Here is a 22,280-nt window from a genome sequence, read left to right on the forward strand (position 1 = left end):
GAGCGACATATCAGGTTCGAACTGATGACCTATACCTTGGCAAGGTATCGCTCTACCAACTGAGCTAATGTCGCACACTTTTCGCTTTCTTTTAAAATCTAACAGAAATTTGGAGCGACCTTCTTTATAAATAAAGAGGGGTTCGAACTGATGACCTATACCTTGGAACAAGATTGGTATCGACTCTTACAATTAACTCAACTGAGCTAATGTCGCACATATTTCACTTTCTTTTAAAATCATACAGAAATTTGGAGCGACATATCAGGTTCGAACTGATGACCTATACCTTGGCAAGGTATCGCTCTACCAACTGAGCTAATGTCGCGTACTGGTTGCTTCATTTTAACAATCTGCAAGGTATCGTCTTTCAACCTATCAACTGAGCTAATGTCGCGTACTGGTTGCTTCATTTTAACAATCTGCAAGGTATTGTCTTTCAACCTATCAACTGAGCTAATGTCGCATACTTTCAAATTTCAATACAACTTTCTATGACTCAGAGTTTGGCGCTCTGTAGAAAGTTGAGGCCGCATTATAGGTAAATTTTACTACGCTGCAACCCCCTTTTTTAAAAAAATTGTTCAATTGGTTAAATTTTAAATACTTCTGTGCGATAAAACTGCATTTCAGCAATAGACTCTTTGATATCTTCTAATGCTTGATGAGTATTTTTCTTACTGAAGCCATTCATTGTTTCAGGGCTCCAACGACGAACCAACTCTTTGATGGTACTCACATCGATATTGCGATAATGAAAATACTCTTCAAGCTCCGACATGTACTTATTCATAAAGCGACGATCTTGACCAATACTGTTGCCGCACATTGGCGATGCGCCTTTAGGCACGTACTGAGATAAAAAATCAATCGTTTGTGTTATCGCATCTTGTTCAGAACATTTACTGGCGCGCACACGGTCAATTAATCCTGACTGGCCGTGATGTTTTTGGTTCCAATCATCCATGCCTGCTAGAGCAGCATCGGTTTGGTAAATCGCTAGTACAGGGCCTTGAGCAATGATATTAAGGTCTTGGTCGGTCACTAAGGTGGCAATTTCAATAACTCGATCCACAGCGGGTTCTAAGCCTGTCATTTCCAAATCAACCCAAATTAGATTATTCGCATCAACAGCCATTTATGCCGCCTTATGTTATCTGTCGCCTAAATTCAGGCATTTTTATAAAAGAGTGTGTATCATACTGTTTTTTTGACACACAAAAAAACACCTATTTAATGAAGATAAGCCTGTGAGTAAAAAGAAACCCCTAAGTCAGGGCCAATTACGCCGAATGCGCGCTAATCAGACTAAGCGATTAAAGCGCAATGACGATAACACTCAACATGCCGAGTTACAGGACAATCTGTTAGGTCCTGAGCAAGCTGGTGTGGTTATTTCTCGCTTTGGTCAGCATGCCGATATTGAAACTGCAAACGGTATGGTATCGCGATGTAATATTCGTCGCGCGGTCACCAGTTTAGTCACGGGTGATAAAGTCGTGGTAAGACTCGCGACTGAAGTCCAATCCGGCTCCAGTATCGGTGGTATTGTCGTAGCCGTTCACCCACGAAAATCTTCTTTAACTCGACCAGATTTATACGACGGCGTAAAAATTATTGCCGCCAACATAGATCAAATCTTAATTGTGTCATCGGTTTTGCCTAGCTTTACCACCCAAATTATTGATCGATATCTAGTGGCTTCTGAAGATACCGATATTCGACCTATCATCATTCTGAACAAAATTGATTTATTAGATGATACCAATCGTGATGAAATCGAACGAGCTTTGACACGCTACCAAGATATTGGTTATCCGGTTTATCGGATCAGTAGCCACACAGGCGAAGGCGTAGATGACATTAAAGATTTACTCAATAACAAAGTCAGTGTTTTCGCTGGTCAATCAGGAGTTGGAAAGTCTTCCTTAATCAATGCTTTAATGCCAGAAGCTGAACTATTAATTGGCGATGTGTCCGATAACTCAGGTTTAGGTCAACACACGACCACCACGGCCAAGTTACTGCATTTTATCAGCGGGGGTGATTTAATTGATTCACCTGGTATACGCGAATTTGCATTATGGCATTTAGATGCCATCAGGGTTGGTTGGTGTTTTATCGAATTTAGAGATTTTTTAGGAACATGTAAGTTTCGCGATTGTAAACATGGCGACGACCCAGGTTGTGCTTTACAGCAAGCATTAGCTGATGGAAAAATAACCAAAGACCGTTTTAGTAATTATCAACGTATTATTGCCAGTTTAGATGAACAACGTCATGCACGACATTTCCGTGCAATTGATGAATAATATTCTGTATGCCTAATACTCTTTATAAAGACTAGGCTGTAGAAATAGTAGGCTGTAGAATAAAACTATATCGTTCAACCAGATGAGAGAAAAGGGAAACACATTGGACTCAATTAAAATTGCTTTGCAATACATGTTGCCAAAACACTTTCTGTCGCGCTTAGTGGGCAAATTTGCCGCTGCAGAAGTAGGCGTTATCACCACGGCAGGGATTAAATGGTTTATCAAACAATACAAAGTTGATATGTCAGAAGCATTGCAACCTGAGCCCGAAGCCTACAAAACCTTCAATGCCTTTTTTACCCGGGCATTAAAGCCTCAACTGCGACCTATCTGCCAAGACAGCCATTTCATGGCGCACCCGGTTGATGGGGCGATAAGTCAATGTGGTTCAATTGACGCTCGCAACATTTTCCAAGCCAAAGGTCACAGTTATACGACCGAAGCATTATTAGGGGGTGATAAGAATGATGCTGCACGTTTTGATGATGGCGATTTTGCCACTATTTACTTGGCTCCAAAAGATTACCACCGGATCCACATGCCAATCACAGGTACATTATCAAAAATGACTTATGTGCCAGGCGATTTATTCTCGGTTAATCCTCTTACGGCTCAAAATGTGCCCGGACTATTTGCCCGTAATGAACGTGTGGTGGCTATTTTTGAAACCGAAGCAGGCCCACTTGCAATGGTACTGGTAGGTGCAACAATTGTAGCCAGTATTGAAACAATTTGGTCCGGTACAGTGACCCCACCAGGTGGTAAGCAAGTGTTTAGCTGGGACTATCCAACCACAGGCCCAGAAGCGGTTACCTTAGGAAAAGGCGCTGAAATGGGTCGTTTTAAACTAGGCAGCACTGTGGTGATGTTATTTGCGCAAGATGCCATTGCAACATTTGCTGATGGTGTCGAACCAGGTGAAACCACGCGTATGGGTCAACCATTCGCCAAATTCAACCAGCAATAACTCGCCACCACTAAACCACACCCTGAATTAATTGAGCTATATTGAGCCGTACTGCTTTTGAGTGGTACGGCTTTATATTGTAAACTCATTGCTCATTTACCACTGCATTGCGCTTTTTAAGCGCAAAAACAGCGCTGTAGTATCGTGTTACCCCCTTTTATGATTGGTGCTAGCACGCAGCATTTTAGACGAGCAACAGACCACTCCAACCACGATTAAATAAATAATGATTGTTGCGACAGCTTTATTTGAAACTCAGCAAAGACATCAAAAATATAGATCATAATCTCGCAAATTTGCTACCATGACCATACTCCAGCCTGAGCCAAGTATTATGTTACGTTTAGCGTGTTTATTTCTGTGTTTTCTTATAGCAAATATACTGTCAGTTTCTGTATTTGCTAATACCCCTCTAACCCTAGATAAGCGTTTGGGGCTCAATAGCCAATCTGAAAATCAGCCGCTTGATATACAATCTCAAATTACAGAACTCGAAAGCAGCATTGAAAAGCTGCAAATTGAACAACAAACCTATACCAATATAGAACGCTCTAACAACGAAGCAAAACTCTCACTGGCAGAGCAACTTGCTGAAGCACAGAAACCGTTAAGCCTAAATGTTGAAATCGATCTTAACCAGCAAGCTTCAATGGCCTATTTTCATTTATCGGAATTAAAAGAGACCGAATCGAGCCTTAATCAGCAGTTACGTCTGATTTCACAACGCCAAACGCAATTACCTGATTTAATTGTTCAAGCACAAAATGCCTTAACGCAACATAATAAAACCCTAAAATCGCCAATTGATATTCCATTAGGCCAACGTAACAAACTTCAGGCAGAACTGCTCGCGCAGCATATTGTGACCTTACAAGCTGAACAATTAGCTAACCCTCAGCAGTTAGAAATTACTCAACTACAACAGCAGCTCAATCGCTTGTCTTTAAGCCAACAAGGAATCTTTATTGAGCTTATCAACAAACACAACATTGAGTCTCGCCAGCAGCAAACCGCAGACACCATAGCCAATAACTTAATTGATGCCCAAGAGCTTGCCGATCCATTATCTCAAGAACTTAGCGAAGTAAATCAGCACTATGCTGAACAATTACAGACCCTCACCAGTAATATAAAATCTGCGATCGAGAATCAACAACGAATTGAGAAACGCTATCAATCACAAAATGCCCAACTATCAAACGTACTTGAGCAAATTACCTGGGTTAAAACTAACTCCGCCTTTGGCGATCGTTTTTTGCAGATGCTGCAATCATTACCTAAGCCACCCAATCTAGACAAACTGCAAACAGAATTAGCCGATGCTCGTTTACAACGCTACAAATTAGAACAGCAACAAGCACTGAACAGCCAGCAACTTGATAACCGCGACATGTTTAATGAAACCCAGATTAAATTACTGCAATCACAACAAGAGCTAATCAATCAACTATCGCAAAGTTACGATCAATATCTAGCTGAATTTGCTAAGTTACGCATTGGTTATGAACAATTAAATCAATTACATACCACATTAAAAAACACTCTTAACGAACATCTATTTTGGGTGCCCAATGCGCCTAGCATTGGCGCTTTATGGTTAATTGACTTAAGTCACAGTAGTGTCTGGTTACTGCAACCGAGTCAGTGGCAGTTGTTACAACAAGCTTGGTCTGAACAAAGTAATTATTGGGCTTGGTGGGGCATTTTATTTTTGTGTTGTTTAATGGCACAAGACATGCTGACACCTAAGTTCAATGAAGCGATTAGTCGCTATGCAGTATATGTTGGCAATGTGACTCAAGATAAATTTAAATACACCATTAAAACCCTAATCATCAGCTTAACGTACGCCTTAATAAGGCCGTTACCGGTGATAATGGCAGGGATTATTTTCTCGCGATCAGAACAAAATCTGGTGTATGCCGTGGGAATTGGCATTTTAGCTATTGGTGTCAGTTATCTGATATATCAGTTCTTTTTCTTGTTAACCCTTGATAAAGGTATTTTGATCAGTCATTTCCGACGACCGAAGGAAATTGTCCAACAAGCACAACAAACCATGGCTTCGTTTGTCATGGTATCTGCGCCATTAATCGGTTTAATGGGCTTTACCGAAGCGTTAGATACCTCATTAGTACGCAACAGTCTTGGCCGTGGTGCGTTTATCGTTTTCTGTGTTGTGCTATTCCTGCTGTATAAAGAAGTCATGTTACTTATTGGCCAATATCGCAAAAATAAGCCTAGCGCCACTAATATGGCTATCATTCAAAAAGCGCTATGGGCAATACTGATCGGGACCCCTGTTTTTAGCGCAATCTTGGCGGTGATCGGCTACTACTTCACCGCATTCCAACTTCTATTACAGCTACAAATTTCGGTATTATTAGGCTTGGGCTTCTTGCTGACTTACCAGTTAATTAAGCGTTGGATGTTGATTGAACGCCGTTTAATCGCATTTGATCGTGCCAAAGCCAAGCGTGCAGAGTTACTTGCACAACGAGAAAGAGACGAATTACAAAACAATGAACCAATAGAAACCTATGAAGAACCGATTGTTGATTTAGAAACCATTTCCAGCCAGTCACTGGGCTTAGTGAGATCAATTTTAATTTTGGCCTTCTTCGCCAGCTTATTGGGCATTTTGGCGCAAACGCATACTGCGGTATTCTCGTTTTTAGATGGCATTACTTTATGGACCACCAACAGCAATGTAAATGGTATTGAGCAACAAGTGCCCATTACATTGAAATCAATTCTATTTGGAATTATGTTAGTAGGTTTCTCATTAGTTATTGCTAAAAACCTCCCCGGTTTGATGGAACTGACGTTATTGCAAAGATTAGATTTATCGCCAGGAACCGGGTTTGCCATTACCACTGTGAGCAGTTATTTAGTGGTGTTTTTTGGCATACTGTTTGGTTTTTCAACTCTTGGGATGGAGTGGGCTAAATTGCAATGGCTAGTTGCGGCACTCTCAGTAGGCTTGGGGTTTGGCTTACAAGAAATTTTTGCTAACTTTATTTCTGGTTTGATTATTCTATTTGAAAAACCCATTCGTATTGGCGATACCGTTACTATCCGCGACCTATCAGGTACAGTCAGTAAAATCCAAATCAGAGCGACTACGATTGTCGACTTTGATCACAAAGAAATTATTGTGCCAAACAAAGCCTTTATTACCGAACAACTGGTTAACTGGTCGTTGTCCGATCCGATAACTCGTGTGATCGTAACAGTATCGGTATCTCGTGATGCTGATCCAACCAAAGTCGAAATGTTACTTCATCAAGCCGTGCTTGAATGTGATTTATCATTAGCCATACCGGAGCCAGAAGTATGGTTCGCCGGTTTTGGTCGACACACACAAGATTACGAAATTCGCTCGTATGCGAAAGACATGTCGGATCGTTGGCCGTTACGCCACAGCTTGCATAAACTCATTAATAAAAAGCTTAAAGAAAATAATGTCGAACTTGCCTATCCGCAGATGGACATTCATATTAATCATATGCCTAAAGAATCCACCGGATTATATAAAGGCTAATTCAAGTCTTAATTAAGGAAAGCTATGCTCGTTTTTGCTCACCGCAGCGCCAGCGGTTATGAACCTGAAAATACCTTAATTGCTATAGACAAAGCACTCGATTTGGGTGTTAATGCCATTGAACTTGATGTGCATTGCGTTGAAGGTGAATTAGTGGTGTTTCATGATCGCCGTTTAGAAGGTAAGTCAACCGGAACAGGGCTGATCCACTTAACCACAAAAGCAGCTCTGGCTCTATTTACCGTCGGCGGACAAGCGATCCCCACGTTATGGCAGGCACTCGAACGGATAAGCACAAAAAGCGAAGGCTTGTGCAGCGTCAACATCGAATTAAAAGGCGTTGGCTGCGTAAAACCCTTTCTTGCATTATACCCTCAAGCCCTTGAGCAACTCAATTACACCCCAGAACAACTGTTAATATCATCATTTAACCACCCCTATTTGGCTCAGATAAAAAACACTTTCCCACAAGCTATTATCGCCCCATTACTGGCGGGGATCCCGCTAGACTTAGCTCAAATAATGACGACGCTTAATGCCTATTCGATCAATCTTGACGTGAGTTTTATTAATCAAGCTATTATTGATGACGCCCATCAGCGCGGCGGTAAAGTATTTGTGTATACCGTTGATCATCATGAAGATATTCAAGCGTTAAAAGCAATGGGTGTCGACGGTGTTTTCAGTAATTATCCAGACAAAGCGATGGCAATAGCAATGATGCCGGTCACAGTGGACTACCATGGTTGGTTTGAATAAGCCGTCTACGTATCAAGACTAAATCATGGAATCCCTATGGCGAATAAATTATTATTGCTGACCAGAGAGAACGATCAATATCGCCAATTATTGGCAAAGCATTCATTGCCAGATCTCGAAATTGTCGATGACATTCTCGTTGATACTGGCGATGACACGCTCAGCAATATTAATGATGCTGATATTTGGTTAGCAGAACCCCATTTAGCCGCACCATTACTGCCCCATGCAACAGCGCTTAAATGGTTACAATCAACCTTTGCGGGTGTCGATGCGTTAATGCAACCATCATTACGACATGATTATTTGCTGACCAATATTCGCGGCGTCTTTGGCCCGCTAATGAGTGAATATGTTTTTGGCTACCTATTAAGCCATTATCGACACCATGCCCAGTATACGCAGCAACAACACCAGCAGCTTTGGCGACCAGGCAGTTACCGAACTTTGCAAGGGCAACAACTATTAATACTAGGCACGGGCTCCATCGCTCAACACCTTGCGATAACAGCCCACCATTTTGGCATGACAGTCAGCGGGCTCAATCGCCAAGGCGCACTCGTGAGTGGCTTTAATCGCATCGACACGATGGATAAATTAGCCGATTATTTGCCCCATGCACATGTCATTGTCAGCGTATTACCCGATACACCTCAAACCAAGCATCTATTAAATGCCGAAAATCTGCCCTTATTGAAACCTGATACCATGTTATTTAACATTGGCCGAGGTAACGCAATTGATTTGACTGCTTTACAAACTGAACTGATGCTATGCCCACAGCGCCAAGCCATATTAGATGTGTTCGAACAAGAGCCCTTGCCTGCTAACCATCCACTATGGCATTACGATAACGTCACTATTACTCCGCATATCGCTGCGCCAAGTTTTCCCGAACAAGTAGTACAAATATTTAGCCAAAACTATTGCCGATGGCAACAGTCCAAATCATTGCACTATGTCGTCGATGCTAGCCATGGCTACTAAAACGGGCTGAAATAGCATTGTTTAACCTCAGATCGGAACAATAGATAGGCTAATTCGTTAAATACGGCTTTATTGCAAGTCTTCAATTTTTCATAAAAAGTGATGTAGATCATACTGTATTAAAAATAATCATTATATTTACAAGAAAGGTATTGCCAATGATAACTATTTTCATTTAGAATTAGGTTACTTTCTTAGCTCTGACCCATTTTAAATGAAGAGGCTTTCTCTATGTACGTTTGTCTTTGTCATGCCATTACAGACACTCAAATTAAAGCAGCCGTTAGCCAAGGTGATTGCTCACTTGCTGACGTGAGAAAGCGTTTGGGCGTTTCAGACCAATGTGGAAAATGTGCTCGGATGGCAACTCAAATCATTCAGACTCAGTTAGAGTACGAACCCAATTTCTATGAAGTTGCATAAAATATTTCCTTTTCATAAAAAAAGCTGCTCATATGAGCAGCTTTTTTTCATTCTTTAGCGATTTACTAACCGAAAAATTCAGGGCTGGTTCACTAACATTAATGCGATCCTCGCAATGTTCAGACAAACCATTAATGCGATCCTCGCAATGTTCAGACAAACAACAAGGTTAACGAAACCATGTGATCCTGAAATAAGCCATTAATCTAAAGCGTTAATCTAAAGCGTTAATCTACGCCATTAATCTAAGCATTAATCTAACGTTTGCGCAGAATCGTCTACCCCTGGCTCACTGTCTACATGGGCACTGTCAACATCAACACTATCCACACGTTGTAAACCTCTTGGTAGCTTAGCACCTCTTCGTCCGCGTTCACCTCGATATTCCTCTAGATCACTTGGTTTCAAGGTTAACTTACGCTTGCCCGCCCATAACGTTACTGAGGCATTTTGAGGAACCACACACAGATGCAATAGTAATTCTTCGCGATTTTTAGCTCGATCAGTAGCAATACCGATAATTTTATTGCCTTTACCTTTTGATAACTGTGGCAAAGCATCTAAGCTAAACATCAGCATGCGGCCTTCAGAAGTTATGGCTAACAAAGATTGACCTGCGGTTTTATTAATTAACTTTGGCAGCATGACTAACGCATTCGTTGGTAGGCTTAGTAACGCCTTACCCGCCTTATTACGGCTGACTAAATCAGGATAAGCACAAATAAAGCCATAACCCGCATCGGTTGCCAACAAGAAGAACTGCTCTTCCTCACCCATTAATACATGTTGCATTACCGCGTTAGGCGCCATATTAAAGCGCGTGGTAATCGGCTCACCTTGGCTTCTGGCTGAAGGCAACGTGTGACTGTCGGTTGTAAATGCTCGCCCTGTTGAGTCAATAAACACCGCCGCCTGATTACTTTTACCCATTACGCTGCACAGGTAACTGTCGCCAGACTTATAAGACAAGCCTTTTACATCAACATCATGACCTTTAGCACAACGTACCCAACCTTTATCTGACAACACGACAGTGACAGGTTCAGTTGGGGTTAACTCTTGTTCAGTCAGTGCTTTGGCATCAATACGTTCAATAATAGGCGAACGACGATTGTCACCATAAATCTCGCCATCTTGAATCAATTCTTTTTTGACTAAGGTTTTTAAACGACGATCTGAGCTTAATAATAATTCTAATTTGTCACGCTCGGCGGCTAACTCGTCTTGCTCAGCTTTGATTTTAAATTCTTCAAGCTTGGCCAAATGACGTAACTTTAATTCTAAAATTGATTCTGCTTGTTTATCTGACAAGGTAAACCGAGACATCAACTCAGCTTTAGGCTCATCGTGAAAACGAATAATCTCGATCACTTCGTCAATGTTTAAAAATGCGATCATCAAGGCTTCTAAAATATGTAATCGCGCTAACACTTTATCGAGTCTATATTGCAAGCGGCGCGTTACAGTGGTCATCCGAAACTCTAACCATTCGGTTAATAGTTGCTTTAGCCCTTTCACTTTAGGGAGGCCATCAAGTCCCAACACATTTAAGTTAACCCGAAAGCTTTTTTCAAGATCCGTAGTGGCAAATAAATGGGTCATTAACTGATCACAATCAACACGGCTTGATCGAGGAACAATGATTAATCGCACTGGGTTTTCATGATCAGATTCATCACGTAAGTCAGACACCATCGGCAGCTTTTTTGCCTGCATTTGATTGGCAATTTGCTCTAGGATCTTACCGCTACTTGCTTGATGCGGTAATGAGGTAATGACAATTTCACCATGCTCTTCTTTGTAAACCGCGCGCATTTTGATTGAACCACGCCCGGTATCATAAATCCGCTCAATATCGGCTCTAGGGGTGATGATTTCGGCTTCAGTCGGGTAGTCAGGACCTGGCACTAACTCCATGAGTCGGGCTAAATCAGTTTTTGGATTATCGATAAGCTCAACACAAGCTGAAACTAACTCACGCACGTTATGTGGTGGAATGTCTGTTGCCATGCCCACCGCAATGCCGGTAATGCCATTCAATAAAATATGCGGTAATCGGGCAGGTAAGGTTTTAGGCTCCTTCATGGTGCCATCAAAGTTAACCCCCCAATCGACGGTTCCTTGACCTAATTCCGACAATAACACTTCAGAAAACTTTGATAGTCTAGCTTCGGTATAACGCATTGCCGCAAATGACTTAGGATCATCTGGCGCGCCCCAGTTACCTTGGCCGTCAACCAGTGGATATCGATAGGAAAATGGCTGAGCCATTAACACCATCGCTTCATAACATGCGCTATCACCGTGTGGATGATATTTACCTAAAACATCACCCACAGTACGGGCTGATTTTTTGTGTTTAGACTGTGCCGATAACCCTAATTCACTCATGGCGAAAATAATACGACGCTGAACAGGTTTTAAACCATCGCCAATATGCGGTAAAGCACGATCCATAATCACGTACATGGAATAATTTAAATAAGCCTCTTCAGTAAAGCGCCTAAGCGGCATTTGCTCTACGCCATCAAGACTTAATTCAATCGCATCACTCATTATTTCATATCCTGTGATTGTTCGGGTGCGTTATAAAACAAACGGTAAATATTACCTTTTAAATCATCTGAAATGTACATTGCGCCGTCTGGCGCATTAATCACATCAAATGGACGTGCGACGGGAAATTCTCCATCCAAAAAACTCACCACGGTTTCACGTTTACTAATTTTATTATCTTCAATACTCAGCATCACAATTTGATAGCCCACTTTACTTGAACGATTCCATGAACCATTTTCAGCAACAAATATTTGGTTACGATAACGTTCTGGAAATTGCTCTCCTCGGTAAAAACTTAATCCGGTTGGGGCAACGTGTGCTGGCAGTTCGAATTCAGGCACGCTGATATTTAAATTTTCAGGTTTATCATAGGCAGGCTCAATCACATCTGTGGCGTGTAAATAAGGAAAACCAAAGTGGCTACCTTTAATTTCTAAACGGTTTATTTCATCAGGTGGAATATTATCGCCCATCCAATTACGACCTAAATCAGCAAACCACAACTTGTTGGTCACCGGTGACCAATCAAAACCTGTCACACTCCTAAGGCCAAACGCAACTTGCTCACTGGCGCCGGGATCAACATCGATGGCCAAAATACTGCCAAATGGCGAAGGTGATTCACAGACATTACATGCCGAACCAATGGCAACATATAACAGTCCATCGGGGCCAAAGTGCATCGAACGAGAATATTTCTTATCTAAGCTTGGCAAATTTGAATAGACTTCACGTGCTCGACTAGGACGGCGAAGACGAGATTCTATTTCTTCAAAGCGAATGATACGGTCGTCTTCAGTGACGTATAGCGAACCATTATGGAAGGCTAACGCATCAGGGTAATCTAACCCCCTTGCGATAAGGTAACGCTTATCCACTTGGCCATTTTGATCACTATCAACCAACGCATACACGGTGCCACTTTTTTGAGACCCGACAAATAAAGTACCGTTATCGCCCACGGTCATTTGCTTAATATCGCCTAAATCAGAGGCATACAAGCTTAATCCAAACCCTTTGGTGACAGTGATCATCACCGATTGTGCGGCAATGGCGAGTGTGGGGAAAAAGCCTAATAATATTATACCTGCGCAAGCAAATTTACTGCCCAGGTTAAGATAAAATCGTACGTTAATATACTGCATGTTAATTATCTTTTTGCCTTATGTTATACATTCTTATTGGCAGTAACAAACACGACTAAAGTGACGCTAAGTCGCCTTTACTTTCTAACCAGGTCTTACGATCTGGAGCACGCTTTTTAGCCAGTAACATATCCATCAAGGCTACCGTCTCATCGGCGTCATCAATAGTCAATTGAACTAAGCGTCGGGTGTTAGGATCCATAGTGGTCTCACGCAGTTGCAATGGGTTCATTTCACCCAAGCCTTTAAAGCGAGTCACTTGCACCTTACCTTTTTTATTTTCTGCGGTAATACGGTCTAAGATCCCCGTTTTTTCAGCTTCATCCAGAGCATAAAAAACCTCTTTGCCGATATCAATACGAAATAGCGGCGGCATAGCAATATACACATGCCCATTATTCACTAATACACGATAATGCTTTAAGAACAACGCACACAACAATGTCGCAATATGCAGTCCATCAGAATCTGCATCCGCTAGAATACAAATTTTACCATAACGTAATTCTGAAATATCATCGCTGTCAGGATCGCAACCAATCGCTATCGAAATATTATGCACCTCTTGCGAGGCTAACACTTGCGAGGAATCGACCTCCCAAGTATTCAAAATTTTACCTCTTAACGGCATAATGGCTTGAAATTCACGATCTCGAGCTTGTTTTGCACTGCCGCCAGCCGAGTCTCCTTCCACTAAAAATAACTCACCTCGCATCGGATCTTGACCGCTGCAATCGGTTAGCTTACCCGGTAATGCTGGCCCAGAAGTCACTTTTTTACGCGCCACTTTTTTAGCTGCTTTTAAACGTCGCAGTGCATTACTAATGCACAATTCTGCTAGTTGTTCTGCTAACTCAGTATTGGAGTTTAACCACAAAGAAAAGGCATCACGAACAACACCAGAAACAAAGGCAGAGCTTTGACGACTGGATAATTTTTCTTTGGTTTGGCCAGAAAACTGTGGATCTTGCATTTTTGTCGATAAGATAAACGCTGCACGATCCCAAATATCTTCGGGCGATAGCTTAATACCACGAGGAACAAGATTGCGAAATTCACAAAACTCACGCATAGACTCAAGCAAACCTTGTCTAAAGCCATTTACATGAGTACCACCTAATGGTGTCGGAATTAAGTTAACGTAACTTTCACTCAAACTATCCCCACCTTCAGGCAACCAAGTAATCGCCCACTCAGCGGCGTCTAATTTGCCTTTAAAACTGCCAACAAACGGCTCTTCAGGTAACAATACAGAATCTTTTATCGCTTCTTTGAGGTAATCGGTTAAGCCGCTTTCATAAAACCAGTCATACACTTCACCATTTTGTTTATTGGTAAACTTGATGCGTAAACCGGGGCACAATACCGCTTTAGCTCGTAGTATATAAATTAATTTACTGGCCAAAAAGTTAGCCGAGTCAAAATAACTGGTATCGGGCCAGAAATGCACTCGAGTTCCCGTATTACGGCGCCCACAAGTGCCCGTCACGACCAGTTCTTCAACCTTAAAACCATTTTCAAAGGCCATTTCATATACATGCCCATCACGACGAACACTGACTTCAACACGCAGAGAAAGCGCATTGACGACCGAAATACCCACCCCATGTAAACCACCTGAAAACTGGTAGCTTTTATTCGAAAACTTACCACCTGCGTGCAATTTAGTCAGAATAAGTTCAACCCCAGGAATGCCTTCTTCTGGGTGAATGTCCACCGGCATACCCCGGCCATCATCGGTCACTTCAAGGGAATTATCTTCATGGAGTACAACTTCAATTTTAGTCGCGTGTCCCGCCAGAGCTTCATCAACGCTGTTATCAATAACCTCTTGACCAAGGTGATTAGGCCTAGAGGTGTCGGTATACATACCAGGACGGCGTTTTACCGGGTCAAGTCCATTAAGGACCTCAATAGCGTCAGAAGTATATTGGTTGGTCATAATCCACACATTTGGAGTTAGATAGAGCCAAAGTTAGCTCAAATTGATCGTTGTTTGTAACGCTAAAACGTTACAGCTGAATAAATTTACATATTTTGTCTAATTGTTGTTCATAGCCAACAAAACTGTGGTCACCATTAGGCTCTAAATGTAATTCACAGCTATGGTACTTATGTAGTGCTTGTCGATAATCTAACACTTCGTCACCAGTTTGCAACAGCACGAGAAAACGATCAGGATGTCGGATCACATGAGTATTATACTGAGCAACATCATATTGATGCTGCGGTAACACTTGATAATGCTCATCAGTATAAGGATTATATTGAGGACCGATAAACTGTTCAAATAATTCGAACGGTTTTACCGCCGGATTAATCAACACGGCTCTACCACCATAGGTTTCGGCTAAATAACTGGCAAAATAACCACCTAACGACGAGCCAATAAAGCGCAATGTCTGCCCTTGCCGTTTCGCTTGCTCAGTGATATTGCACAGTAAAGTAATTGCAGCAATGGGTGACGAAGGTAATTGTGGTTGGTGAAAATCGACTTGTGGATAATGTTGCTGAATATAGTGTGCGGTTTGAATGGCCTTATCTGACCGTGGAGAACTATTAAAACCATGTATATAAAGCAGCATATTCCCTCGCGAGACGGTTAATTAGCACTAAGGGCGTCCTTATTAACATAATATGGCGCGGTAAACTAGTATCCGCTGGCCTCATTATCTGGCGCAAATAGATTTCCTGGCACGCGATACACGTTAGTACGAATGCTACCATCGCCTGCCAACTCCAGCAAACGATAACCGGGTTGAAGATGGTCTAAGGCAAAATAGGATGATAATGGTTTAAATTGAATACACGTTGACGGTGTCGCCATTAATTGAATAGGACCATGCGCCCCTAAATGAATATTATCCACTTGTTGGTGTACGTGCCCCCAAAGAATACCTTTCACTTGCGGGTAACGGCTGGTCCGTTGCAAAAACTCTTCTCCATTCATCATACAGTGCTGATCTAACCAAGCGCACTGCATTAAGATCGGATTATGATGCATCACTAACAAGACATGTTTATCGGGTTCAGCGTTAATTGCAGCATCTATTAAGGCAAATTGTCGCTCGCCCATATGGCCACCAGGCTTACCTCGAAGAGTAGAATCAAGCATTAATATCAGCCATTTACCAATAACCACCCGTTGTTGGCCAAACACTTTTTCACCTTGCATACGCAAGCTCATCAAGCGAGGGTCATCATGGTTACCGGGTAAATAATGGCAAGGCAGATTTAACATTTCAATCTTTTGCACAAAATGCTGATAAGACTCAGGTGAGTAATCTTGGCTAATATCACCGGTTGCTAACAATAAATGAGCAGGATATTGAGTGGCTATGTAGGTATTTAACACCGCTTGGAGACTTTGGGCCGTATTAACACCTAGCAGTTGTCCTTCTGGATCAGAAAAGAGATGCGGATCCGTCACTTGTACTAATCGTACAGGCTCATTTTCAGTAACAGAATAATGCACTGCGTCTTTAAGCACTAAAGATTCCCAACATGGTAAAAGAATAAAATAGCTATGATTGGCAAGTCACTCTCCGAGACCCAATCTTCAACAGATCTTCAAGGAATGCATTCACCTGAAATTTTTCATCGCTATGATGCATATGTATATTAGGGTAATCATACATTGGCTTTAAGCGATAAATCTGTTGGCTAGTTAACACTTCTGCTAATTGAGCATCATGATAAACACGAACAGTTGCTTTGGGAGTTTTAAAAAAATGTCCATTGGGTATAGGACGAGATATTTCGACTAGCTGAGTATACTTAGTATTTTCAAGAAGATTGATCGACAAGGTACCAAATTGACCTTCAATCTGCCATGGCACATTAACGCTCATTTTTTCGGGTAACCATTTTAAAATACGTGCATAATTTCTGCCACACACAGCTAAAAAAACACTGACATTAGGTTTATATTTTTGCTTTTTTTTCAGATTAAACTCTGCCACCCAATCATTCCTATCTTGCTCACAATCCTATTCAACAAGTTAAAGTGAGTCACGAATTTGTTGGTAATTCAGCATCAACCATTGGATACCCAACACCGTCGCCGCATTATCGATACGACCATTGTTTACCCATTTATAAGCTTGCTCGCGACTGACAACATGAACCCGAATATCTTCATTTTCATGTTCGAGTCCATGTATTCCAGCCGCTTTGGTGGCATCGACTTGCCCCAAAAACAAATGAAAACGCTCTGTTGTGCCGCCAGGACTGACCAAATAGCTGTTTATAAATGTTAAGCCTAATAAACTTAATCCGGCTTCTTCCGCTAATTCACGTTCTGCCACTTTCTCGGGTAATTCGCCGGGTTCAATTATACCTGCCACTAACTCAAGAAGCCAGATTGATTTAGTGGTCGCTAATGCTGGAACCCTGATTTGCTCTATCAATACGATTTCGTCACGAATTGGATCATAAGGTATTACAACAACGGCATGGCCTCGTTCAAAGACCTCACGCCTCACCTCACCACTCCAGCCTCCTTTAAACAGCTTATGCTTAAAGGTGTATTCGTCCAACTGGAAGAATCCTTTGTATAATACTTTTTTAGATATCAAACTAAACCCAGACTCTGCGTCAAAGGTGGTTATAGCGGCTTGCTCAGACATATTTATCCTCATCGATCAAAACGTAAACCATCTGGTCATTTTACAGTTTAAATTAACATAATTAATAACTAAGCATTTAAGCTTGCATCAGCAAAAACAGGTCTAATTAAAATAAAATCTGTTACACTTCAAATTTGACTTGAAAATGAAAAAATCACTACTATCAGTTAGCGCACAATATGTAAGTAGTGCACAATATGCAGTAATAAACATATGGTGAATAAAATGCAATGAGCAATGCGTTGTGGATGTTGAACGACGATATCTGCTATAAATTATTATGCATACTCATTAAGCAAGTAAGTTAACACTGATTGCCGCGTTAAGACTGAATAATGTTATCTCATTATCTTAACGGAGGACATGACCAAATTTATAAGTTAATCAACACCTCATCTTACCGAGGAATTGTCTAAAAAGGGCAGCAAATGAAATTCAAAATTGGTTCATTATACGCAGCATTAGCATTTGCTATTGCAGCACCAGCAGTACAAGCTGACGATTTACTTCAAATTTATCAAAAAGCACTCACTAGCGACCCTATCGTTTTACAAGCCAAAGCACAACGTGATGCCTTATACGAAAGTATTGAAGAAAATCGTGCACCGTTATTGCCAAGTATCAGTGCAAACGTTGGCTACGCTAAAGCGTGGAATGATCCTTTAGAAGATAGCGACGGATTAATAGGTGGTGTTAACTTAACTCAAGTTATTTACGATCACAGTGCATGGGTAGGTTTAGACCTTGCTGAAATGGCAGCGTCTCAAGCAGACTCTGCTTATGCATCGACATTACAATCGCTGATTACCCGTGTCACTAAAGCCTATTTTGATGTATTAACGGCTAAAGATAACTTCGAGTTCCAAGGTGCAGAAAAAGCAGCAATTGAACGCCAACTTGAGCAAACTAAGCAACGTTTTGCCGTAGGCTTAACGGCAATTACTGATGTTCATGAAGCACAAGCACAATATGACCTAGCATCAGCATTAGAAATTCTTGCTCAAAATACCCTAGACAATAGCTACGAAGCATTACGTGAAATTACTGGTGTAGATCATAAATCAATTGATATTCTTGATACTAACCGTTTTTCAGCCGTTACACCTGCCCCAGCATCATCTGCGGCTTGGTTAAAAATGGCCGAAACCAGTAGCATCGATTTAATGACTCAACGTATCGCCAAAGATATCGCCAATGAGACGATTAAATTGTACAAAGCTGGCCACATGCCTTCACTTAACTTAAATGCCGGCTATAACAAAGGCGTTGACCAGACTCCAGGTCCAGATTATGACAATACCAATATTGGTGTAACCTTGAGCATTCCGCTTTTCGAAGGTTTTAAAGTGACTTCGCAAGTGAAACAGGCTCAGTTCCAATATGTGGAAGCAAGCGAGAGATTAGAACAAACTCATCGCAGTGTAACTAAGAACGTACGTAATAACTTTAATAACGTTAACGCTTCTATCAGTTCAATAAAAGCCTATGAGCAATCGGTGATTTCATCTGAAAGCGCATTAAAAGCCACTCAAGCTGGATTTGAAGTGGGTACGCGTACGATTGTTGATGTGCTGAACCGTACACGTGATTTATACGATTCAAAGCGTCAATTGTCTGAAGCGCGTTATGGCTATATCAATTCTATATTGGCCCTAAAACAGGCTGCGGGTACATTATCCGAAGATGATGTTATCTCGATTAACAGCGGACTAATTGCTCAGTAGTGATTAATCTCCTATAAAAAAACCGCCAATAGGCGGTTTTTTTGTGAGCATACAATTATTAACACAATATTTTTGCTCGATCTTTTAGCACGATCTTTTAACATAGTCTGCAATTAGAAAACTAATTCAACACCAGCAAATGCGCCACTAAAGTCAGTGTTTTGCGTCACACCAGAGAAGTTACTCACATCAAAATTAAACTCACGGTAACCAACACGAATAGCAGTATCAACAGCTAATCCGTCAAACTGCCATCCCAAACCAGCACCATAGTCATGCACATTAGATTCGTCCACTCCTAACATCACATCAGCAAAGCCAAACAAGCCTAAACCAATCATGCCAACTTGTGCACTGGCGTACCCCATCACGATACCGCTGTCGATATCCACTTCTTCAGGATGACCGGCATCAGCAACACGTAATGAACCGCTCATTAATTTATAGGCGGCACCTAAATCAACAGACACTAAGTCGTTATCTAGGATTTCGTAATACAACACAAAGTCAGTATTACTTAAGTCATTAATGACCGACGCCGCACCGCTATAGCTGTGACCATTAAAATTAAAGTCCGCATTGCTAATACTCGTGCTCGACTCAAGGCGATTTTCACGAATTTTAACATTAGGCACAAACGGCAATGGATGTTCAACAGCAATCCATACGCTACCTTGAGATGAGTCATCATTAAAGCTGTGCGCAACAGCACTATCATCATTAAATGCATTTGTGGTGTCGGCCTGCCAGTAATCAGCGCCGACTTTAAAACCTAATACAGTTGCCGCATGAGCCGATGACACGCTTAACAGGCCCACTAAAGCTGTGGCAATAAGAGTCTTTTTCATCATTATCCTTGTGAGAGTAAATTCGTTAAATCAATTACCGCGGCATTTGCACGCGAAATATAATTAGCCATCACCAACGAGTGATTAGCCACTAAACCAAAACCGTTTCCATTAAGAACCAAAGGGCTCCAAACTGTTTGTTGAGTTGCTTCAAGTTCACGAATAATTTGACGTAAACTGACCGCAGCATTTTTGTTTGCTAATACATCGGCAAAATCAACTTCAATGGCCCGCATAAAGTTCAATAATGCCCAAGCGGAACCACGGCTTTGATAAAATACGTCGTCAATTTTCCACCAACTGGTTTTAATTTCATTACTCGATAAACCGGGGGTCGATTGACGCGCAGAAATATCACCTGCTAGATCAGTATTTAACCGTTCTTGGCCGACACTGGCAGATAAATTTTGTGAGATACTACCTAAGCGTTTTTGAACTTCTTTCAGCCATTCATTGAGGTTGTCTGCACGAGCATAAAACTGCGCATTATTGTTCTCTGCATCGTTGATTTTAGCGCGATAAAGTTTCAATAATTTGATCGCATCGCGATATTCACCTTCGGCACTTGGCACTAACCAACTGGTATTATCGATGTTTAACTTCGAATGTGCCGTTAATAAATCATCATCCGCAGTGGACTGCGACTGTGAACGACTAAATTCTTTACGCATCGTTAGCGCTAAATCTCGCGCCTGTTCTAATGCACCAAACTCAAATGCAGGCATGTTATCCATCATTACTGACGGAGGCATAATATCATTAGAGAGCCAACCTCCGGGTTTATCCAGCAAGGTTTCCATTGTGGCAATTAATGACGTTGTTGTGGCATAACCCACAATTAACTTACCGTTATCTGTTTTCGACGATACCGGTTTAATTGGATCAGGTGCAACACTCCACCACACACTCATAAAGTAAAGTACTAAACAAAGCACACCAACAACGGCTAATATTTTATTCCTTGTTACTTGCATCAATATTGCTCCTTAATTATGGTGATGATGTTCATCATGTTGAGTCTCGGCTTTCTTAAGCACGGGAAGCTCAATCATAAGTTGCTGACCATCGTCAAAAATTAATGTTAAAGGCACTTTATCATCAATAGCCAATGGCGCGGTTAACGACAATAACATCACATGATCCCCAGTAGGTTGAAGCGTTAACGAACCGTGGGACGGTATAGTAAACCCTTCGACTTGGCGCATTTTAACCATGCCATCTTCTTCAATAATTGTATGTAACTGCGCTACTTCTGCCGCACTCGTCTTCACTTCAACTAACTTAACATCGCTGTTGTTATGATTTTCTAGCGTAAAATAAGCCGCGGTATTGGGCACACTCGCAGGCATTGCTCTGACATGACCATCAACCAATACAACGTTAGCGCTGGCTGCGAATGAAATTGATGATAGCACTAAAAAGTTAAACAGATGTTTGAATATTGCTTTCAATGTCTTAAACTCCATGTAATCCCACTCGCGTTCACAACAGGAAGCTACGAATGAGTCATATTCAGGTAAGAGATGATCAAGGCGTACGGATCATCAGTTTTAATCGTCCAGAAAAGCGCAATGCCTTTAATCTAGAAATGTATCAGCAATTCACAGAATACCTGATCCAAGGTGAAGCCGACAACGATATTCGTGCCTTTATGTTTCATGGTACAGAAAACTGTTTTACATCAGGCAATGATATCGCAGATTTCCTCAAGAGTGGTGAATTAGTCGAGGAGCATCCAACGGTTAAATTCTTGTTTTGCTTATTGGATCTTAAAAAACCGGTTGTGGCTGCTGTAACGGGGGCCGCGGTGGGAATTGGTACAACCTTGCTACTTCATTGCGACTTAGTGTATGCCGACAATAGTGCTAAATTTCAGATGCCATTTGTTAGTCTGGCCTTGGTTCCTGAAGCCGCATCAAGCTTATTGTTACCCTTAATCGTGGGCCAACAAAAAGCGGCTGAACTCATCTTACTCGGAGAAGCATTTAATGCTACGACAGCGGCAGAATTAAATATTATTAATAAAGTGGTCGATGATGCCGATTTATTGAGTTTCAGCTTAGCTCAAGCGAAAAAACTTGCTGCACAACCACCTCAGTCACTTCAAGCATCGAAACAGCTTTTACGCCATAATCAGGCACAAGTAAAAGCACAAATGAAGTTAGAATTAGTTCAGTTCTCTAAACGTTTACAAAGTGATGAAGCCAAACAACGCTTCCAAGCTTTCTTACAAAAATAAATATCCTACTCGATATAACCTGTCTACGGGGAAAGTCATGGCCCCGTTTACCCACTGCTGAGTAAACGTTAAAATCGAGTCGTTTTTTGACTCATCACTACGGCTATCACAAAGTAAGCTAACAGACCGATACTGGGGGTGC

Annotated in this window: 19 protein-coding genes and 2 tRNA genes; 8 read left to right on the forward strand and 13 right to left on the reverse strand. The window is 41.5% G+C overall.

What is annotated here, in order from left to right:
* Position 1 precedes the first annotated feature (1 nt).
* From AAEZ00_RS19285 to orn, 3 genes are all read right to left on the reverse strand, one after another.
* Positions 2-74: transfer RNA gene (locus tag AAEZ00_RS19285), tRNA-Gly, on the reverse strand.
* Between the two features lie 178 nt (positions 75-252).
* A tRNA-Gly gene (locus AAEZ00_RS19290) sits at positions 253-328 on the reverse strand.
* 264 nt (positions 329-592) lie between these two features.
* Positions 593-1,138 carry an oligoribonuclease gene (gene orn, locus AAEZ00_RS19295; protein WP_101034152.1) on the reverse strand — a complete coding sequence of 182 codons (546 nt, stop codon included), beginning with the start codon at positions 1,136-1,138 and terminating at the stop codon, positions 593-595.
* Between the two features lie 112 nt (positions 1,139-1,250).
* Here orn and rsgA point away from each other — a divergent pair, with 112 nt between their 5' ends.
* From rsgA to AAEZ00_RS19325, 6 genes are all read left to right on the forward strand, one after another.
* Complete coding sequence (rsgA, locus tag AAEZ00_RS19300) at positions 1,251-2,312, forward strand: small ribosomal subunit biogenesis GTPase RsgA (protein WP_101034151.1); 1,062 nt, start codon at positions 1,251-1,253, stop codon at positions 2,310-2,312.
* A 103-nt stretch (positions 2,313-2,415) separates the two neighbouring features.
* On the forward strand, positions 2,416-3,282 hold the full coding sequence (gene asd, locus AAEZ00_RS19305; protein ID WP_351089520.1) for an archaetidylserine decarboxylase: 867 nt from the start codon (positions 2,416-2,418) through the stop codon (positions 3,280-3,282).
* A 304-nt stretch (positions 3,283-3,586) separates the two neighbouring features.
* Positions 3,587-6,826 (forward strand): mechanosensitive ion channel domain-containing protein, encoded by a 3,240-nt coding sequence (locus tag AAEZ00_RS19310; RefSeq protein WP_502959340.1) that lies wholly within the window; start codon positions 3,587-3,589, stop codon positions 6,824-6,826.
* A 24-nt stretch (positions 6,827-6,850) separates the two neighbouring features.
* A complete protein-coding gene (locus tag AAEZ00_RS19315; protein ID WP_101034148.1) occupies positions 6,851-7,585 on the forward strand; it encodes a glycerophosphodiester phosphodiesterase in 735 nt (244 codons plus the stop codon).
* 36 nt (positions 7,586-7,621) lie between these two features.
* Positions 7,622-8,572 carry a D-2-hydroxyacid dehydrogenase gene (locus AAEZ00_RS19320; RefSeq protein ID WP_351089522.1) on the forward strand — a complete coding sequence of 317 codons (951 nt, stop codon included), beginning with the start codon at positions 7,622-7,624 and terminating at the stop codon, positions 8,570-8,572.
* Positions 8,573-8,803: 231 nt separating this feature from the next.
* Complete coding sequence (locus AAEZ00_RS19325; RefSeq protein ID WP_101034146.1) at positions 8,804-8,995, forward strand: bacterioferritin-associated ferredoxin; 192 nt, start codon at positions 8,804-8,806, stop codon at positions 8,993-8,995.
* A 252-nt stretch (positions 8,996-9,247) separates the two neighbouring features.
* On the opposite strand, the gene parC is transcribed toward AAEZ00_RS19325, so the two are convergent.
* From parC to nudF, 7 genes are all read right to left on the reverse strand, one after another.
* Positions 9,248-11,551 (reverse strand): DNA topoisomerase IV subunit A, encoded by a 2,304-nt coding sequence (gene parC, locus AAEZ00_RS19330; protein WP_101034145.1) that lies wholly within the window; start codon positions 11,549-11,551, stop codon positions 9,248-9,250.
* Positions 11,551-12,699, reverse strand: coding sequence for a PQQ-dependent sugar dehydrogenase (locus AAEZ00_RS19335; protein ID WP_124012455.1), 1,149 nt, complete (start codon positions 12,697-12,699; stop codon positions 11,551-11,553). Before AAEZ00_RS19335 ends, parC begins: the two co-directional genes overlap by 1 nt.
* A 55-nt stretch (positions 12,700-12,754) precedes the next feature.
* Positions 12,755-14,641: a DNA topoisomerase IV subunit B gene (gene parE / locus AAEZ00_RS19340; RefSeq protein ID WP_101034143.1), complete on the reverse strand. Its 1,887-nt coding sequence runs from the start codon at positions 14,639-14,641 to the stop codon at positions 12,755-12,757.
* 70 nt (positions 14,642-14,711) lie between these two features.
* The gene (locus AAEZ00_RS19345; protein ID WP_101034142.1) at positions 14,712-15,284 is read right to left on the reverse strand and encodes a YqiA/YcfP family alpha/beta fold hydrolase; all 573 of its coding nucleotides are present in this window, start codon (positions 15,282-15,284) and stop codon (positions 14,712-14,714) included.
* 65 nt (positions 15,285-15,349) lie between these two features.
* Positions 15,350-16,189, reverse strand: coding sequence for a 3',5'-cyclic-AMP phosphodiesterase (cpdA, locus tag AAEZ00_RS19350; protein WP_124012456.1), 840 nt, complete (start codon positions 16,187-16,189; stop codon positions 15,350-15,352).
* A gap of 34 nt (positions 16,190-16,223) precedes the next feature.
* Positions 16,224-16,661 (reverse strand): DUF1249 domain-containing protein, encoded by a 438-nt coding sequence (locus AAEZ00_RS19355; protein ID WP_124012457.1) that lies wholly within the window; start codon positions 16,659-16,661, stop codon positions 16,224-16,226.
* A 39-nt stretch (positions 16,662-16,700) separates the two neighbouring features.
* On the reverse strand, positions 16,701-17,327 hold the full coding sequence (gene nudF, locus AAEZ00_RS19360) for an ADP-ribose diphosphatase (protein WP_124012458.1): 627 nt from the start codon (positions 17,325-17,327) through the stop codon (positions 16,701-16,703).
* A gap of 428 nt (positions 17,328-17,755) precedes the next feature.
* On the opposite strand from nudF, the gene tolC reads away from it, so the two are divergent.
* Positions 17,756-19,051, forward strand: coding sequence for an outer membrane channel protein TolC (gene tolC, locus AAEZ00_RS19365; RefSeq protein WP_101034138.1), 1,296 nt, complete (start codon positions 17,756-17,758; stop codon positions 19,049-19,051).
* Positions 19,052-19,164: 113 nt separating this feature from the next.
* On the opposite strand, the gene AAEZ00_RS19370 is transcribed toward tolC, so the two are convergent.
* The 3 genes from AAEZ00_RS19370 to AAEZ00_RS19380 are packed head-to-tail and all read right to left on the reverse strand — an operon-like array spanning position 19,165 to position 21,365.
* On the reverse strand, positions 19,165-19,899 hold the full coding sequence (locus AAEZ00_RS19370; protein WP_124012459.1) for a TIGR04219 family outer membrane beta-barrel protein: 735 nt from the start codon (positions 19,897-19,899) through the stop codon (positions 19,165-19,167).
* Positions 19,900-19,901: 2 nt separating this feature from the next.
* On the reverse strand, positions 19,902-20,873 hold the full coding sequence (locus AAEZ00_RS19375) for a DUF2333 family protein (RefSeq protein WP_101034136.1): 972 nt from the start codon (positions 20,871-20,873) through the stop codon (positions 19,902-19,904).
* Positions 20,874-20,885: 12 nt separating this feature from the next.
* On the reverse strand, positions 20,886-21,365 hold the full coding sequence (locus tag AAEZ00_RS19380) for a copper chaperone PCu(A)C (RefSeq protein WP_124012460.1): 480 nt from the start codon (positions 21,363-21,365) through the stop codon (positions 20,886-20,888).
* 35 nt (positions 21,366-21,400) lie between these two features.
* On the opposite strand from AAEZ00_RS19380, the gene AAEZ00_RS19385 reads away from it, so the two are divergent.
* Positions 21,401-22,138, forward strand: a complete 738-nt coding sequence (locus AAEZ00_RS19385; RefSeq protein ID WP_101034134.1) for an enoyl-CoA hydratase-related protein — start codon at positions 21,401-21,403, stop codon at positions 22,136-22,138.
* Positions 22,139-22,280 lie beyond the last annotated feature (142 nt).

This window comes from Shewanella sp. S1-49-MNA-CIBAN-0167, from assembly GCF_040310145.1.
In the GTDB taxonomy this organism is placed as follows: domain Bacteria; phylum Pseudomonadota; class Gammaproteobacteria; order Enterobacterales; family Shewanellaceae; genus Shewanella; species Shewanella psychromarinicola.

Bases quoted from the DNA above. Each gene is read 5' to 3' on its own strand.
- AAEZ00_RS19385 (WP_101034134.1), top strand. From the start codon at position 21,401: ATGAGTCATATTCAGGTAAGAGATGATCAAGGCGTACGGATCATCAGT.
- AAEZ00_RS19375 (WP_101034136.1), bottom strand. From the start codon at position 20,873: ATGCAAGTAACAAGGAATAAAATATTAGCCGTTGTTGGTGTGCTTTGT.
- AAEZ00_RS19370 (WP_124012459.1), bottom strand. From the start codon at position 19,899: ATGAAAAAGACTCTTATTGCCACAGCTTTAGTGGGCCTGTTAAGCGTG.
- AAEZ00_RS19315 (WP_101034148.1), top strand. From the start codon at position 6,851: ATGCTCGTTTTTGCTCACCGCAGCGCCAGCGGTTATGAACCTGAAAAT.
- parC (WP_101034145.1), bottom strand. From the start codon at position 11,551: ATGAGTGATGCGATTGAATTAAGTCTTGATGGCGTAGAGCAAATGCCG.
- AAEZ00_RS19380 (WP_124012460.1), bottom strand. From the start codon at position 21,365: ATGGAGTTTAAGACATTGAAAGCAATATTCAAACATCTGTTTAACTTT.
- parE (WP_101034143.1), bottom strand. From the start codon at position 14,641: ATGACCAACCAATATACTTCTGACGCTATTGAGGTCCTTAATGGACTT.
- AAEZ00_RS19310 (WP_502959340.1), top strand. From the start codon at position 3,587: ATGACCATACTCCAGCCTGAGCCAAGTATTATGTTACGTTTAGCGTGT.
- AAEZ00_RS19320 (WP_351089522.1), top strand. From the start codon at position 7,622: ATGGCGAATAAATTATTATTGCTGACCAGAGAGAACGATCAATATCGC.
- tolC (WP_101034138.1), top strand. From the start codon at position 17,756: ATGAAATTCAAAATTGGTTCATTATACGCAGCATTAGCATTTGCTATT.
- AAEZ00_RS19345 (WP_101034142.1), bottom strand. From the start codon at position 15,284: ATGCTGCTTTATATACATGGTTTTAATAGTTCTCCACGGTCAGATAAG.
- AAEZ00_RS19335 (WP_124012455.1), bottom strand. From the start codon at position 12,699: ATGCAGTATATTAACGTACGATTTTATCTTAACCTGGGCAGTAAATTT.
- orn (WP_101034152.1), bottom strand. From the start codon at position 1,138: ATGGCTGTTGATGCGAATAATCTAATTTGGGTTGATTTGGAAATGACA.
- nudF (WP_124012458.1), bottom strand. From the start codon at position 17,327: ATGTCTGAGCAAGCCGCTATAACCACCTTTGACGCAGAGTCTGGGTTT.
- AAEZ00_RS19325 (WP_101034146.1), top strand. From the start codon at position 8,804: ATGTACGTTTGTCTTTGTCATGCCATTACAGACACTCAAATTAAAGCA.